This is a genomic window from Luteimonas granuli (assembly GCF_007795095.1).
GTDB classification, from domain to species: Bacteria; Pseudomonadota; Gammaproteobacteria; order Xanthomonadales; family Xanthomonadaceae; genus Luteimonas; species Luteimonas granuli.
The window spans coordinates 1,071,406-1,086,550 of sequence record NZ_CP042218.1; the positions used below are offsets into that span (position 1 = coordinate 1,071,406).

Annotated in this window: 12 protein-coding genes and 2 pseudogenes; 10 read left to right on the forward strand and 4 right to left on the reverse strand. The window is 71.4% G+C overall.

The genetic code is table 11. The annotated features are described in order from the left end of the window. Positions 1-7: 7 nt before the first annotated feature. The 3 genes from FPZ22_RS04910 to FPZ22_RS04920 all read left to right on the forward strand — a co-directional run bounded on the left by FPZ22_RS04910 (position 8) and on the right by FPZ22_RS04920 (position 4,851). Positions 8-1,489, forward strand: coding sequence for a leucyl aminopeptidase (locus tag FPZ22_RS04910; protein WP_144890946.1), 1,482 nt, complete (start codon positions 8-10; stop codon positions 1,487-1,489). A 69-nt stretch (positions 1,490-1,558) separates the two neighbouring features. Then, on the forward strand, positions 1,559-1,996 hold the full coding sequence (locus FPZ22_RS04915) for a DNA polymerase III subunit chi (protein WP_144890948.1): 438 nt from the start codon (positions 1,559-1,561) through the stop codon (positions 1,994-1,996). Beyond that, positions 1,996-4,851: a valine--tRNA ligase gene (locus FPZ22_RS04920; protein WP_425463018.1), complete on the forward strand. Its 2,856-nt coding sequence runs from the start codon at positions 1,996-1,998 to the stop codon at positions 4,849-4,851. Before FPZ22_RS04915 ends, FPZ22_RS04920 begins: the two co-directional genes overlap by 1 nt. A gap of 133 nt (positions 4,852-4,984) precedes the next feature. Here the strand turns inward: FPZ22_RS04920 and rimI are convergent, their stop codons facing one another. From rimI to pssA, 3 genes are read right to left on the reverse strand one after another with little or no spacing between them, the layout of a single operon-like run. Next, on the reverse strand, positions 4,985-5,464 hold the full coding sequence (rimI, locus tag FPZ22_RS04925) for a ribosomal protein S18-alanine N-acetyltransferase (RefSeq protein ID WP_144890952.1): 480 nt from the start codon (positions 5,462-5,464) through the stop codon (positions 4,985-4,987). After that, positions 5,464-5,736 carry a hypothetical protein gene (locus tag FPZ22_RS14395; RefSeq protein WP_144890954.1) on the reverse strand — a complete coding sequence of 91 codons (273 nt, stop codon included), beginning with the start codon at positions 5,734-5,736 and terminating at the stop codon, positions 5,464-5,466. Before FPZ22_RS14395 ends, rimI begins: the two co-directional genes overlap by 1 nt. Then, positions 5,733-6,506, reverse strand: coding sequence for a CDP-diacylglycerol--serine O-phosphatidyltransferase (pssA, locus tag FPZ22_RS04935; RefSeq protein WP_144890955.1), 774 nt, complete (start codon positions 6,504-6,506; stop codon positions 5,733-5,735). Before pssA ends, FPZ22_RS14395 begins: the two co-directional genes overlap by 4 nt. Before the next feature lie 138 nt (positions 6,507-6,644). Between pssA and FPZ22_RS04940 the strand changes: the two genes are divergently transcribed. From FPZ22_RS04940 to FPZ22_RS04950, 3 genes and pseudogenes are all read left to right on the forward strand, one after another. Beyond that, complete coding sequence (locus FPZ22_RS04940; protein ID WP_144890957.1) at positions 6,645-7,040, forward strand: DUF4124 domain-containing protein; 396 nt, start codon at positions 6,645-6,647, stop codon at positions 7,038-7,040. A 92-nt stretch (positions 7,041-7,132) separates the two neighbouring features. Continuing rightward, positions 7,133-8,878: a proline--tRNA ligase gene (locus tag FPZ22_RS04945; RefSeq protein ID WP_144890959.1), complete on the forward strand. Its 1,746-nt coding sequence runs from the start codon at positions 7,133-7,135 to the stop codon at positions 8,876-8,878. 987 nt (positions 8,879-9,865) lie between these two features. Continuing rightward, positions 9,866-10,222: pseudogene (locus tag FPZ22_RS04950) on the forward strand (H-NS histone family protein); the annotation flags it as partial. A gap of 107 nt (positions 10,223-10,329) precedes the next feature. Here FPZ22_RS04950 and FPZ22_RS04955 read toward each other — a convergent pair. Continuing rightward, entirely contained in the window at positions 10,330-11,574 is a 1,245-nt protein-coding gene (locus FPZ22_RS04955) for a threonine/serine exporter family protein (protein WP_144890963.1), read from the reverse strand. An 84-nt stretch (positions 11,575-11,658) separates the two neighbouring features. Between FPZ22_RS04955 and FPZ22_RS04960 the strand changes: the two genes are divergently transcribed. From FPZ22_RS04960 to FPZ22_RS13975, 4 genes and pseudogenes are all read left to right on the forward strand, one after another. Next, positions 11,659-12,762 (forward strand): ABC transporter permease, encoded by a 1,104-nt coding sequence (locus FPZ22_RS04960; protein ID WP_144890965.1) that lies wholly within the window; start codon positions 11,659-11,661, stop codon positions 12,760-12,762. Further along, positions 12,756-13,553: an ABC transporter ATP-binding protein gene (locus FPZ22_RS04965; protein WP_425463037.1), complete on the forward strand. Its 798-nt coding sequence runs from the start codon at positions 12,756-12,758 to the stop codon at positions 13,551-13,553. The genes FPZ22_RS04960 and FPZ22_RS04965 overlap by 7 nt, the downstream gene beginning before the upstream one ends. Positions 13,554-13,556: 3 nt before the next feature. After that, a complete protein-coding gene (locus FPZ22_RS04970; protein ID WP_144890967.1) occupies positions 13,557-14,483 on the forward strand; it encodes an MlaD family protein in 927 nt (308 codons plus the stop codon). Next, positions 14,480-15,109, forward strand: a pseudogene (locus tag FPZ22_RS13975) (ABC-type transport auxiliary lipoprotein family protein); the annotation flags it as partial. The gene FPZ22_RS04970 and the pseudogene FPZ22_RS13975, both read left to right, overlap by 4 nt. Positions 15,110-15,145: the final 36 nt, after the last annotated feature.

Genomic DNA, 15,145 nt, shown 5'->3' on the forward strand with positions numbered 1-15,145 from the left:
GGACCCCATGACCCTCGAACTCGCCCTGAACAGTGCCGCTCCCGCCACCGCCGCCGTCGACTGCGTGGTGGTCGGCGCCTTCGCCGACAAGACCCTGAGCCCCGCGGCCCGCGCGCTCGACAAGGCCAGCGGCGGCCGCCTGTCGGAGCTGGTGGCCCGCGGCGACATCGACGGCAAGACGGGGCACACCGCGCTGCTCCACGACCTGCCGGGCGTGGCCGCGCCGCGGGTGCTGGTCGTGGGTCTGGGCGAACCGGCCAAGTTCGCGGTCGCGCCCTGGCTCAAGGCCGTCGCCGATGCCGTGCGCGCGCTGAAGACCGGTCCGGTGCGCTCGGCGCTGCTGACGCTCTCCGAACTCGAGGTTCCCGGCCGCGACGCCGCCTGGACCATCCGCCAGGCCGCGATCGCAGCCAGCCACGCCGCCTACCGCTATACCGCCACGCTGGGCGAGAAGAACAAGAAGCGCGAAGAGAAGGGCCTGGAGCGGCTGGAACTCGCCGGCACCGATGACACGGCGCTGGCCCAGGGCGGAGCCATCGCCGCCGGCGTGGCCTTCACCCGCGAGCTCGGCCACCTGCCGCCGAACATCTGCAACCCGGCCTACCTGGCCGGCCAGGCGCAGGAGTTCGCCGCGAAGTTCGACAAGGCCTCCTGCGAGATCCTCGAGCGCGAGGACATGGAAAAGCTCGGCATGGGCTCGCTGCTCGCGGTCGCCCGCGGCTCGGCCAACGCGCCGAGGCTGATCGTCATGAAGTGGAACAACGGCGGCGACGCGAAGCCCTACGTACTGGTCGGCAAGGGCATCACCTTCGACACCGGCGGCGTCAACCTGAAGACCCAGGGCGGCATCGAGGAGATGAAGTACGACATGCTGGGCGCCGGCTCGGTGATGGGAACCTTCGTCGCCGTCGCCGGCATGGACCTGCCGGTCAACCTGGTGGTGGTGGTGCCGGCGGTCGAGAACGCCATCGACGGCAACTCCTACCGCCCGTCGGACATCGTCACCAGCATGTCGGGCAAGACCATCGAGGTCGGCAACACCGACGCCGAGGGCCGGCTGATCCTGTGCGACGCGCTCACCTACGCGCAGCGCTTCGAACCGCAGGCCATGGTCGACGTGGCCACGCTCACCGGCGCCTGCATGGTCGCGCTCGGCAGCTTCGCCACCGGCCTGATGAGCAAGCACGACGACCTCGCCCAGGAACTGCTGGACGCCGGCGAGCAGGTCTTCGACCGCGCCTGGCGCCTGCCGCTGTGGGACGAATACCAGACCATGCTCGACTCCAGCTTCGCCGACGTCTACAACATCGGCGGCCGCTGGGCCGGGGCGGTGACCGCGGGCTGCTTCCTGTCGCGTTTCACCGACGGCCAGCGCTGGGCGCACCTGGACATCGCCGGCAGCGCCAGCCACAGCGGCAAGAACGGGCTGGCCACCGGCCGTCCGGTGGGCCTGCTGTCGCAGTGGCTGCTGGAGCAGGCGGCACAGTAAGCCGCCCGGGCCGGTCCGGGCTTCCGCCTGCGGAAGCCGGCCGGCCCCGGCGTCGACCCGGGACCGAGAATGCGCGCCGACTTCTACCTCATTGCCAAGCCCCGCTTCCGTGACGAGCCGCTGCTGCTGGTCTGCGAGCTGGCGAAGAAGGCCTGCGCGGCCGGCCAGCCGATGCTGGTGCTCGCGCGCGACATGGCGCAGGCCGAACGGCTGGACGACCTGCTGTGGTCGTTCGAGCCCGACGCCTACATCCCGCACGAGATCGCCGGAACCGGCTTCGACGACGGCGAGGACGGCGACGGCGAGGCGGACGTGCTGATCGCGCCGCCGGAAATCGACGCGCCGCTGCGCCCGCTGCTGCTGAACCTGCGCGACGCGCCGGTGGACGGCGCCTTCCAGCGCGTCCTGGAAGTGGTGCCCGCAGACCCGTCGGCGCGCGAGCCGCTGCGCGAGCGCTGGAAGCAGTACAAGGCACGCGGCTTCACCCTCAACAAATACGACATGTGATGACCCTCGCCACCGGCTACGACCCCAAGTCCTTCGAATCCCGCCTCTACGCGCAGTGGGAGTCCAGCGGCGCCTTCGCGCCCGCCGGCGACGGCCCGGCCTACAGCATCCTGCTGCCGCCACCGAACGTGACCGGCACCCTGCACATGGGCCACGCCTTCCAGCACACCCTGCAGGACGCGCTGGTCCGCTACCACCGCATGCGCGGCTTCCGCGCCCTGTGGCAGGTCGGCAGCGACCATGCCGGCATCGCCACCGAGATGGTGGTGGCACGCAACCTCGACCGCGAGTGCCGCGGCGAGACCCGCGACTCGCTGGGCCGCGAGGGCTTCATCGAGAAGGTCTGGGAGTGGAAGGGCCAGTCCGGCGACACCATCGAGCGCCAGATGCGCCGGATGGGCTCGTCCGGCGACTGGTCGCGCAGCGTCTTCACCATGGACCCGCTGGCGTCGAAGGCGGTGGTCGAAGCCTTCGTGCGCATGCATGAAGAAGGCCTGGTCTATCGGGGCCAGCGCCTGGTCAACTGGGACCCGGTGCTGCAGACCGCGATCTCCGACCTGGAGGTGGTGAGCGAGGAAGAGGACGGCCACCTGTGGTCGATCCGCTACCCGCTGGCCGACGGCGCCAGCTACGTGCACGTCGAGCGCGACGCCGAAGGCAACGAGACGCTGCGCGAGACCCGCGACTGGCTGGTCGTGGCGACCACGCGCCCGGAGACGATGCTCGGCGACACCGCGGTGATGGTGCATCCCGAGGACGAGCGCTACGCGCAGCTGGTCGGCAAGGCGGTCACGCTGCCGCTGACCGGCCGCCGGATCCCGGTGATCAGCGACGACTACGTCGACCGCGACTTCGGCACCGGCGTGGTCAAGGTCACGCCCGCGCACGACTTCAACGACTACGCGGTGGGCCAGCGCCACGGCCTGCCGATGATCAACGTGCTCACCGCCGACGCCACGATCGTGTGCGGCGACGCCGCCATCCCTTTGCACTACCGCGGCATGGACCGCTACGAGGCGCGCGAGGCGGTGCTGGCCGACCTCAACGCCCACGGCCTGCTGCTGGAAGCGAAGCCGCACACACTGCAGGTGCCGCGCGGCGACCGCACCGGCCAGGTGATCGAGCCGTGGCTGACCGACCAGTGGTTCGTGCGCATGGACGGGCTGGGCGCCCGCGGGCTCGAGCTCGCCGGCGGAGCGGACGCCACCGATGGCCAGGTGCGCTTCGTGCCGGGCAACTGGATCAACACCTACCGCCACTGGCTGGGCAACATCCAGGACTGGTGCATCAGCCGCCAGCTGTGGTGGGGCCACCGCATCCCGGCCTGGTACGGCGAAGGCGGCGAGATCTTCGTTGGCCGCGACGAGGCCGAGGCGCGCGCGAAGGCCGACGCCGCCGGCTACACCGGCGCGCTCCGCCAGGATTCCGACGTGCTGGAGACCTGGTTCTCCTCGGCGCTGTGGCCCTTCAGCACCATGGGCTGGCCCGACGCCGAGGCCATGGCCGAGCGCGGCTACGACGAGTTCCTGCCGTCGGGCGTGCTGGTCACCGGCTTCGACATCATCTTCTTCTGGGTCGCCCGGATGATCATGATGACCGACCACTTCACCGGCCGCCTGCCCTTCCGCGACGTCTACGTCACCGGCCTCGTGCGCGACAAGGACGGCCAGAAGATGTCCAAGTCGAAGGGCAACATCCTCGACCCGCTGGACATCATCGATGGCATTTCCATCGAGGACCTGGTCGCCAAGCGCACCAGCGGCCTGATGCAGCCGAAGATGGCCGAGAAGATCGCGAAGGCCACCCGCAGGGAGTTCCCGGAAGGCATCCCCGCCTTCGGCGCCGATGCGCTGCGCTTCACGATGGCCGCGCTCGCCGGCCCCGGCCGCGACATCAAGTTCGACCTGGCGCGCGCCGAGGGCTACAAGAACTTCTGCAACAAGCTCTGGAACGCAACGCGCTTCGTGCTGATGAACAGCGAAGGCACCGCCGCGATGACCGGCGCGCCGGCCGCGCGCACGGCGCCCGAGCAGTGGATCCTCGCCCGCCTCGCCGCGGTCACCGCCGAGGCCGAGGCGCACTTCGCCAGCTACCGCTTCGACCTGCTGTCGCAGGCGCTGTACGAGTTCGCCTGGAACGAGTTCTGCGACTGGTTCGTCGAGCTGGCCAAGCCGGCGCTCAACGGCAGCGACGCCGAAGCCGCCGCCAGCACCCGCCACACCCTGCTGTTCGTGCTCGAACGCCTGCTCTGCCTGCTGCACCCGCTGGTGCCCTTCGTCACCGAGGAGCTGTGGCAGCAGGTCGCGCCGCGGCTGGGCATCGAGGGCGGCAGCATCATGACGCGCGCGTATCCGCGCAGCGAGGACTTCGCTGGCCAGGACTTTTCGGCGGCGGCCGCGGACGTGGAGTGGCTGAAGGCCATGATCTCCGCGCTTCGCCGCATCCGCAGCGAACTCGGCGTGTCGCCGGCGAAATCCGTCCGCCTGCTGGTCTCCGGCGGCGGCGCGCAGGACGCTGCGCGGATCGGGCGCTTGAGCTCGCAGCTGGGCTTCCTGGCCCGGGTCGAAGGCATCGAGGCGATCGCCGGCGATCCGCCACCGGCGGCTGCCGCACTGGTCGGCGAGCTGAAGCTGTTCGTGCCGCTGGAAGGCCTGGTCGATCTCGACGCCGAGCGCGCGCGCCTGGACAAGGAGCTCAAGCGCGTGGCCGGGGAACTGGCGAAGTCGCAGGGCAAGCTCGCCAGCGAAACCTTCGTCGCGAATGCCCCGGCGGCCGTGGTCGAACAGGAGCGCAGCCGCCTGGCCGACTGGACCGCCCAGCACGAGGCCCTCAGCGCCCAGCGCGCCCGCCTCTGACCCGCGCCGCCCCCTCCCCTTCGCCCCTCTCCTCCCCTGCAGGAGCAGCTACAGCTGCGACCCGGTTCGCGACATCGGTGACGACCGCGGGTCGCAGCTGTAGCTGCTCCTACAGCTGCTCCTACAGCTGCTCCTACAGCAGCTCCATGGCCATGACGATGGCGTCCTCGCGGCCGTTGTCGGCCGGGTAGTAGCGCGGACGGCGGCCGATCTCGTTGAAGCCTTCGTCCTGGTACAGCGCGATCGCCGCGGGGTTCGACGGCCGCACCTCGAGGAACACACGGCAGGCACCGCGCCCGCGCGCAGCCTCCACCATCGCCCGCAGCAGCCGGCGGCCGTGGCCGCGCCCCTGGCGCGCGGGATCCACGCAGACGTTGAGCACGTGCGCCTCGTCGGCGGCCAGGCTGAGCACGCCGTGGCCGATGAAGGCCCCGCCTTCGAGCAGCACCCAGGCCGGATAGCCGGCGAACAGACAGTCGCGGAAGATGCCGATCGACCAGGGATATGGATAGGCGCGGCGCTCGACCACCATCACCGCTTCGAGGTCGGCCTCGCGCATCGGCCGCATGACCGGACTCTGGCGCGCATAGGTCTCGATGGCCGCGGCGTTCATCACGCCGCGCCCCCGCGGCGCAGGGCGCGCAGCCTGGGCCACAGCGCCCGCTTCGCGGCAGGATCGGCCCGCAGCGCCGCAAGCGGCGGCAGCTCGCGCAGCAGCGCAGCGGCGTCGGCGTCGGAGGGCGTGCGCCCGGCCGCGCGCAACAGGGCATGGGCGAGCGGATCCTCGGGCACCACGTCCCCGGGCCGCGGCGCACGCGCGTAGACCCGGTGGCCGAGGGCCTCCAGCACCTCCCGCTGCCACGGATCCCAGGCCACCGCGCTCACCCCGCCGCCGCTCCGCGGCGCCCGCGGAGGCGCCACAGCCACGCTGCCGGACCCGAGAGCGCATAGGCGCCCAGCACCGCGAGCAGGGTCTTGGGCGGATCGATCCACAGCGCGATCAGCGCCGCCACGATCAGCAGCACTGCGAAGAACGGCACCCGGTCCGAGCCCGGCCCGCTGCCGCGGCCCTTGAAGCTGGTGTACCGGAACAGGCTGACCATCAGCAGGCCGGACACGACCGTGATCGCCAGCGCCACGTAGCGCAGCGAAACGCCATCGAGGTCGAGGCTGTGGAAGGTCCAGACCGAACTCGCCATGACCCCCGCCGCGGCCGGACTGGCCAGTCCGATGAACCAGCGCTTGTCGACCTTGCCCACCTGGCTGTTGAAGCGCGCCAGGCGCAACGCGGCGCAGGCCGCATACAGGAAAGCCGCCAGCCAGCCGACCTTGCCCATGGTGTTGCCGTCGAGCTTCAGCGCCACCAGCGACCAGTGGTACATGACCAGCGCCGGCGCCATGCCGAAGCTCACCAGGTCGGCCAGCGAGTCGTACTGCACGCCGAACTCGCTCTGGGTGTTGGTCAGGCGCGCCACGCGGCCGTCGAGGCCGTCGAGGATGGCGGCGACGAAGATCGCCACGCAGGCGGCCTCGATGCGCCCCTGCGAGGCCGCGATGATCGCGAAGAAGCCCGCGAACAGGCCGCCGGTGGTGAACAGGTTCGGCAGCAGGTAGATGCCGCGGCCGCGGCGCGGCGGCTGGGTGGGCTGGTCCATGCCGGCAAGTGTACCCGTCGCCGCCGGCGCCGCCGCCGGCATCGGCGCGGTCCGGAACGGAGGCAGGGCGCTTGCGCGGGCCCTGCCCCGGTGCTGCAATCACGGCCACGGCCCCCAGGCGCCCCAGGAGTCCCCGCCATGCATCGCATCGTGTCCGTCGCCATTCTGGCGCTCGCCGCCAGTCCGGCCTTCGCCCAGCAGACCACCGGCGAGGTCTATCAGTGGACCGACGCCAAGGGCGTGACCCACTACTCGCAGACGCCACCGCCCCGGGGCGACTACCAGCACCGGCTGATCACCTCGTCGGAGGGCACCGCGCCGACCGCGGCCGCGCCGACCGCAGCGGCACCGACCGCCGCCGGGAACTCCAACTGCATCATCGCCCGCGCCAACATCGCCGCACTGCAGGGCGAAGGCGAGGTGCAGCAGGACACCGACGGCGACGGCAAGCCCGACACCGTGCTCGACGCCGCCCAGCGCGCCGCCCAGCTCGAACTGGCCCGGGCCGCGGCCAAGGCCTACTGCGCGCCCTGAGCCAACCCTGTCCCTACGGGAGGCAGGGCGGGCACGGCCCGTGCTGCATGGCACAATCGCCGGTCCGAGCCACCAGACCGATGATGCCGCCGATGCGCCTGTCGCAGTTCCACCTCCACACCGAAAAGGAAACGCCCGCCGAAGCCGAGCTCGCCAGCCACCGGCTGATGCTCAAGGCCGGCATGATCCGCAAGCTCGCCGCCGGCATCTACACCTGGTCTCCGCTGGGCCTGCGCGTGCTGCGCAAGGTCGAGGCCGTGGTGCGCGAGGAAATGGACGCCGCGGGCGCGATCGAGCTGCTGATGCCCTCGATCCAGCCCCGCGAACTGTGGGAGGAAACCGGCCGCTGGGAGAAGTTCGGCGGCCAGCTGCTGAAGATCCGCGACCGCAAGGACGCCGAGTACGCCTACGGCCCCACCCACGAAGAGGTCGTCACCGACTTCGCACGCCATGAGCTGGCCAGCTACCGCCAGCTGCCGGTGACCTTCTACCAGGTGCAGACCAAGTTCCGCGACGAAATCCGCCCGCGCTTCGGCGTGATGCGCGCGCGCGAGTTCCTGATGAAGGACGCGTACTCGTTCGACGTCGACGCCGAGGGCATGGCGGCCTCGTACGCGAAGATGCACGCGGCCTACACCCGCATCTTCAGCCGCCTCGGCCTGCGCTTCCGCGCGGTGCTGGCGGACACCGGCGCGATCGGCGGCGACGCCTCGCAGGAGTTCCACGTGCTGGCCGACTCCGGCGAGGACGCCATCGCCTGGTCGGACACCGGCAATGACAACGACGCCGCCGGCTACGCCGCCAACGTCGAAACGGCGCGCGCCGCGGCGCCCGGGCCGCGCCCGGCGGCGACGGAAGCGATGCGCACGATCGACACGCCCACCCAGAGGACCTGCGAGGCGGTGGCGGAACTGCTGGGCATCCCGCTGCAGCGCACCGCCAAGTCGGTGGCCGTGGTCGGCCACGATGCGGACGGCGGACCGCAGTTCGTGGTGGTGCTGGTCCGCGGCGACCACGAAGTCAACGAGATCAAGCTGTCCAAGGTGCCGGGCCTGGGCGAGTACCGCATGGCCACCGAGGCCGAGATCCTCGAACACCTGGGCAGCGAGCCGGGCTTCCTGGGCCCGGTGGCGCCGGCGAAGCCGGTGCGCGTGGTCGCCGACCTCGAGGTGGCGGCGATGGCCGACTTCGTGGTCGGCGCGAACCGCCGGGGCGAACACCTCGCCGGCGTCAACTGGGGCCGCGACCTGCCGGAGCCCGACGCCGTCGCCGATGTCCGCAGCGTGGTCGAGGGCGATCGCGCCGAGGATGGCGGCGTGCTGCGCCTGATGCGCGGCATCGAGGTCGGCCACATCTTCCAGCTCGGCCGGAAGTACGCCGAGGCCATGGGCTGCACCGTGCTCGACGCCGCCGGCAAGGCCGCGGTGCCGATGATGGGCTGCTATGGCATCGGGGTGTCGCGCATCGTCGCCGCGGCGATCGAGCAGAACCACGACGACGCCGGCATCGTCTGGCCCGAGGCGATGGCGCCGTGGACGGTCGCGGTCTGCGTGATCAATCCGAAGAACGATCCGGCGGTGGCGGAAGCCGCGGCCGCGCTCCACGACGAACTCGCCGCGCGCGGGCTCGACGTGGTGCTGGACGACCGCGGCCTGCGCCCGGGGCCGATGTTCGCCGACATCGAGCTGATCGGCATTCCGCACCGTGTGGTGGTGTCGGGGCGCGGCCTCGAGGCCGGGACCTTCGAGTACCGCGCGCGGACCGCGGCGGAAGCGGAGAACCTGGAGCGCGAAGCGCTGCTGGAGCGGCTGGCGGGTCCGCAGGGGTCGCGGCACTAGCGGTTCCTGCAAGACACGCTGCGGGATTTTTCCGGTTCTTCTCCAGACTCCTGGGTGACGGCGTGCAGTTGGCGCGTTGTCGCGCTTCTGGCGCACGGTCGCGCCTTGGAGTCGCCTCATTGGGATCCGCGCAGCCCGTCCCGCGCACAGGAGCGGCCCCGTTGTGGTCCGCGCAGCCCGTCCCGCGCACAGGGGGTGTGCTCCCCCGGCCGTCTCCGCGTCCTGCTCCCATCGGCCGGCCGCCGGCCATCCATGGCCGGCTGTCCGCACACCCCCTGTGCGCGGGACGGGCTCCGGCGTTCTCCGGCTTCGGGAGGAAAGATCAAGAGCGGTCGCGGCCCGGGGCCGCTCCTGATCATGACGACGCGACCATTTAGGCGTTGACCTTCTTCCAGACCGTGACCAGAGGTCGTGCCCGCCACGGACGCAGGGGGATGCCCCCAGCCGGATTCTCCGCGTCCTGCTGCCAGATCCGGCCGCCGGCCATCCATGGCCGGCTCTGGGCATCCCCCTGCATCCGCGCCGGGCTCGGACCGTCGTCGCGGTGGGGAGCGAAAGCAGAAGTGATGGCTACGGCGAAACCGCTGTGTCGCAACGTGGGGAGTGGAGACGAGGGTGACGGCGATGTCCCCGGACGCGAGCGACCGTTCTTGATCTCCCGTCACGAATCCGGGAAAGGTCGTGCCCGTCCCGCGCACAGGGGGTGTGCGGACAGCCGGCCATGGATGGCCGGCGGCCGGCAGTGGGAGCAGGACGCGGAGACTGCCGGGGGAGCACACCCCCTGTGTGCGGGACGGGCTGCGCGGACCCCAATGAGGCGACTCCAAGGCGCGACCGTGCGTCAGAAGCGCGACAACGCCTACTCAAGATCCGGGCAGCGTTCCCCGGAGTTGGGAGATGAACTTTTTTGCCGGTCGTGGGCGATGGCGATTACCATCGCGGCGTCGCCGGACGTCCGGCATCCACCCCCAGACCATCGGAGACCGCATGTCCATCGACCTCAACACGCTTTCGGCCAGGGAGCTCGACTCGCTGATCACCCGCGCGAAGAAGCGCAAGACGGTGCTCAAGAAGCGCAAGCCGATCGCCGCCGTGCGCGCGCGCCTGAAGGCCGCGGCCGCCGCCGAGGGCTACACCATCGAGGAGCTGTTCGGAACCTCCGCGGGGGCCGCGCCCCGCGCGGCCAAGGCTCCGCGGGCGCCACGCAAGACTGGCGTCAAGGTGCCACCGAAGTATCGCAACACCGCCAACCCCGAGCAGACCTGGACCGGCCGCGGCAAGCAGCCGCGCTGGATGGCCGAGGAAGTGGCGAAGGGCCGCAGGCCCGAGGACTTCCTCATCGCCTGACCCCCTGTCCAGACCCCTCCTGCAGGAGCAGCTACAGCTGCGACCCACGTCGACGCCAAGTCCGGGTCGCAGCTGTAGCTGCTCCTGCGGGAGGTTCTTGCGGGTCACAGGCTGCGCCGCGCAGGCAGCAGCAGGTTGCCGAAGATCAGCCCCGCCACGATCGCCAGCAGGATGTTGACGACCGCCATCGCGGCGGTCTGTCCGGCGCCCAGGTCCTGCTGCTGCACCGAGGTGATCAGGGTGCGCACGCTGGCGCTGCCCGGCACCATCAGGATGATGCCGGGCACGCGCACCACCGCGCCCGGCCGCCAGGCCCAGCGCGCGTAGCCATTGCCCGCGGCGGTGATCACCAGCGCCGCCAGGAAGATGCCGAACTCCGCGCCCCAGGCCTGCCCGGCGGTGCGCGACACGAGGTAGCCGGTGGCCGCCGCCGCCGCGACCAGCGGGTAGTCGCGCGCTTTCGCACGGAACAGCACCGCGAAGGCGAATCCGGTGACCGCCAGCGCGCACCATTCGACCCAGTCCGGCTGGGGCCGCCACGCGCGCACCTGCGGTTCGATGCCGAGCATGTCCGCGGCCACCATCGCCACCATCGTGCCGACCGTGAGCATGATCATGATCGCCACCGCACCGGCGAACCGCGCCGTGCCCGAGATCAGGTGCTGGCTGGTGAGTTCGTTGATGGCGTTGGTCAGGGTCAGGCCGGGCATGAGCACGATCAGCGCCGAGATGATCACGGTGTTGAGGTTGAGCGGCGCCACCCAGGCCGCGACCAGGATCGCGATCGAGGCCGCCACCATGGCACTGACCGCGTCTCCGGCCTCGCGCAGGCGCGGCCGCGTGCGCGCGGCGACATGCAGCAGGCCGATCACCAGACCGATCACCGCGGCGGTGGCGATGTCCAGCCACGGCAGGCGCAGCAGTCCGCCCACCCCTGCTGCCACCAGGCCGAAGCCCATCACCTGCATCGCGCTCTGGCGGCGGGACAGCGGCCGGTCGAGCGCGCGCAGGGCGGCATGGCCTTCGGCCAGGCCTAGGCGCCCGGCCAGCACGTCTTCGGCGATGCGGTCGACGTCGCACAGGCGGCCGAGGTCGTTGTCGCCGGGCGGCAGGCGCAGCACCCGGGTCGCGTCGCTGTCGCCGGGCGGACGCATCGGATCGCTGAAGGACAGCACCATGCCCGTGGGATTGGTCCAGGGCTCGCACTCCAGGCCGAGCCGGTGCGCGACCATCTCGATCGCGGCCTCCAGGCGTGGACCGGTGGTGCCGTACATGTGCAGGTGTTCGGCCAGCTCGACCAGGAAGGCGATGCGGGCGGCGTAGGCTTCCTGGGGGAACGGGCGCGACATGGGTGCGAAGCATCGCACGCGCGCAGCGCCCCGTGTTCGGTATCCTCGCGTGCAGCCTTCGCCGACACGGACGCCTTCCGCCCGATGCCCGCCGCCCGCCCTCCAACGCTCGTGCTCGACGGCGAGCGCTTGCGCCTGTCGGGAAACTGGACCCTCGACCACGCCGGGGCAGTGTCCGCGGCGCTGTCCGGGGCGCCCGGCGGCGCCACCGGCGTGGATGCGGCCGGCATCGAACGCCTCGACAGCCTGGGCGTGCTGCAGCTGCTGCGCTTCGCCCGTCGCCGCGGCCTGGCCGACGACGCGCTGCGCTTCCGGGACGAACACCTGGCCCTGGTCGCCGCGATCGAGGACGTGGCCGACGACCGGCCGAAGCGACGCCGCGAATACGGCATCGTCGCCGCCCTCGCCCGCCTCGGCATGGCCATGCACCACAACGGCCGCGAGGTGGCCGCCCTGGTGAGCTTCCTCGGCGAGAGCCTGGCCAAGCTCGGGCGCACCGTGCGCCAGCCGCGGCGGCTGCGCCTCACCTCCACCGTCCACCACATGGAGCAGGTGGGCCTGGACGCGATGCCGCTGGTGGCCCTGCTGTCGTTCATGGTCGGCGCGGTCATCGCCTACCTCGGTGCCACCATCCTCGCCGACTTCGGCGCCACGATCTTCGTGGTCGAACTGGTGGGCGTCGCCTTCCTGCGCGAGTTCGGGGTGCTCCTCACCGCGATCCTGCTCGCCGGCCGCACCGCCAGCGCGTTCACCGCGCAGATCGGGATCATGGTGTCGCGCGAGGAGGTCGATGCCATCCGCGCGCTGGGACTGGACCCCATCGACCTGCTGGTGATCCCGCGGCTGCTGGCGCTGCTGGTGATGCTGCCGCTGCTGACCTTCATCGCCATGATCGCCGGCCTGGCGGGCGGCATGGCGGTGGCGGCGTTCGAGGTCGGCATCCCGCCGCAGGCCTTCGTGGTACGCCTGCAGGACACCGTCGAGCTGCGGCACTTCCTCGTGGGCATCGCCAAGGCGCCGGTGTTCGCGGTGGTGATCGGCCTGATCGGCTGCCTCGAGGGCCTGCAGGTGCAGGGCACGGCGCAGTCGCTGGGCGAGCGCACCACGTCGAGCGTGGTGCAGGCCATCTCGCTGGTGATCCTGCTCGACGCCTTCGCCGCGATCTGGTTCATGCAGGTGGGCTGGTGAGCGCCGGCGAGGCCGTCGTCCGCGTGCGCGGGCTGGTCAACCGCTTCGGCGCCCAGGTGGTGCACGACGGCCTCGACCTCGACGTGCGCAAGGGCGAGATCCTCGGCGTGGTCGGCGGCTCGGGCAGCGGCAAGTCGGTGCTGATGCGTTCGATCATCGGCCTGCGCACGCCCGACGCCGGCGAGATCGAGGTGCTCGGCGTCGATGCGCGCTCCGACGAGCCGGAGAACCGGCTGTACGTGGAACGCAATTCGGGCGTGCTCTTCCAGGATGGCGCGCTGTTCTCGTCGCTGACCGTGGGCGAGAACGTCGAGGTGCCGCTGAAGGAGCACCATCCCGACCTGCCCGAAGACCTGCGCCGCGAGCTCGCCCTGCTCAAGGTCAAGCTCGCCGGACTGCCGGCCGACGCCTTCGACAAACTGCCCTCGCAGCTCTCAGGTGGCATGCGCAAGCGCGCAGGTCTTGCGCGCGCGCTGGCGCTGGACCCGCCGCTGCTGTTCCTCGACGAGCCCACCGCCGGCCTCGACCCGATCGGCGCCTCCGCCTTCGACGAGCTCATCCTCACCCTGCGCGAGGCGCTCGGGCTGACGGTGTTCATCATCACCCACGACCTGGACACCCTGTACGCTGTCTGCGACCGCATCGCGGTGATCGCCGACCGGCGGGTGGTGGCGACCGACACCGTCGAGCGGATCGAGCGGTTCGACCATCCCTGGGTGCAGGACTACTTCAACGGCCCGCGCGGCCGCGCGGCAAGACAGGCGGGCCGACGCACCGCCGGGGAGCCCTGAGCGATGGAAACCAAGGCCAACTACGTCCTCATCGGCGCCTTCACCCTGGCGGTGGCGGTGGCCATGCTGCTGTTCGGCCTGTGGGCGGCGAAGTATTCCAGCGACCGCAACTGGCAGGCCTACCACGTGGTCTTCAACGAGCCGGTCACCGGCCTCACCGAAGGCGGCGCGGTGCAGTACAACGGCATCAGCGTGGGTTCGGTGGATTCGCTGTCGCTGGCGCCGCAGGATCCGCGCCGGGTGGTCGCGCGCATCCGCGTGCTCGCCGACGTTCCGGTCAAGGTCGACACCCGCGCCAAGCTGTCGATGACCGGCCTCACCGGCGCCACCTTCATCCAGCTCACCGGTGGCAGCCCGGAAGCGCCGCGGCTGGCGGCACGCGATGGCGACGCCATCCCGGTGATCCTGACCGAGGCCTCGGCGCTGCAGAACATCTCCGACACCGCCAACCGCCTGGTGGCGCGCCTGGACGAGGTGCTGAGCGATGAGAACGTGGCGCGCATCGCGAACACGCTCGAGCACGTCGAGACCATGACCGGCGCGGTGGCCGGGCAACGCGAGGACCTGGCATCGCTGATCACCAACACCCGCGTGGCCAGCGAGAAGCTGATCGAGGCCGTGGAAACGTCCAACCGCGCCATGACCGGCATCGACCGCGAGCTGGTCCAGAAGCTGCCCGCCATGGTCGAACGCCTGGAATCCACGCTGGCGCGGATCGATTCCGCGGCCGGCAGCGCCGACGCGATCCTCGGCGAGAACCGCAACGCCATCAACAGCTTCGCCAACGACGGCCTGGCACAGCTGGCGCCGACGCTGGCCGAGCTGCGGGCGCTGGTCCGCGACCTGCGCCGGATCAGCGACCGCTTCGATTCCAACCCCGCGCGCTACCTGCTGGGCCGCGACGCACCGAAGGAGTTCGAACCCGAATGAAGCCGACCATCCTCCTCGCCCGTGGCGCCGCCGTCGCGGCCGCGCTTGCGCTGGGCGCCTGCTCGATCCTGGGCGGCGGCGAACGCGAGCGCGGCGCGATCTTCGCCCCCGCCCCGCGCATCCAGGCCGACGCCTCCTGGCCCCGGGTGGACTGGCAGCTTTCGGTCAGCCCGCCCAGCGCCGCGCGCACCGTCGACACCTTCCGGGTGGTGGTCCGGCCCGTTCCCGGCGAGCTCCAGGTCTATGGTGGCGCCAGCTGGGCCCGGTCGCCCTCGGACATGGTCGAGGACGTGATCCTGCGCACCCTGGAGGATTCCGGCCACGTCCCCGGCGTGGCCCGACGCGGCGCCGGCGTGGCCCCCGACTACCGCCTGCTGCTGGACCTGCGCCGCTTCGAGGCCGACTACGCCGGCCGCGCGGTGCCCTCGGCCACCATCGAACTCCACGCCAAGCTGCTGCGCGCGCGCGAGCAGGGCATCGTCGCCGCGCGCACCTTCACCATCGCCGAGCCGTCCACGGCCACCGACGTCGCCAGCGTGGCCGACGCCTACACACGCGCCCTGGAAACGCTGGGCCGCGAGGTCGCCGGCTGGACACTCACCACCGGCGACGCCCACGCCCGCGCAGCCGCTTCCCCAACCCCGACGCCACCCCCCCTCCTC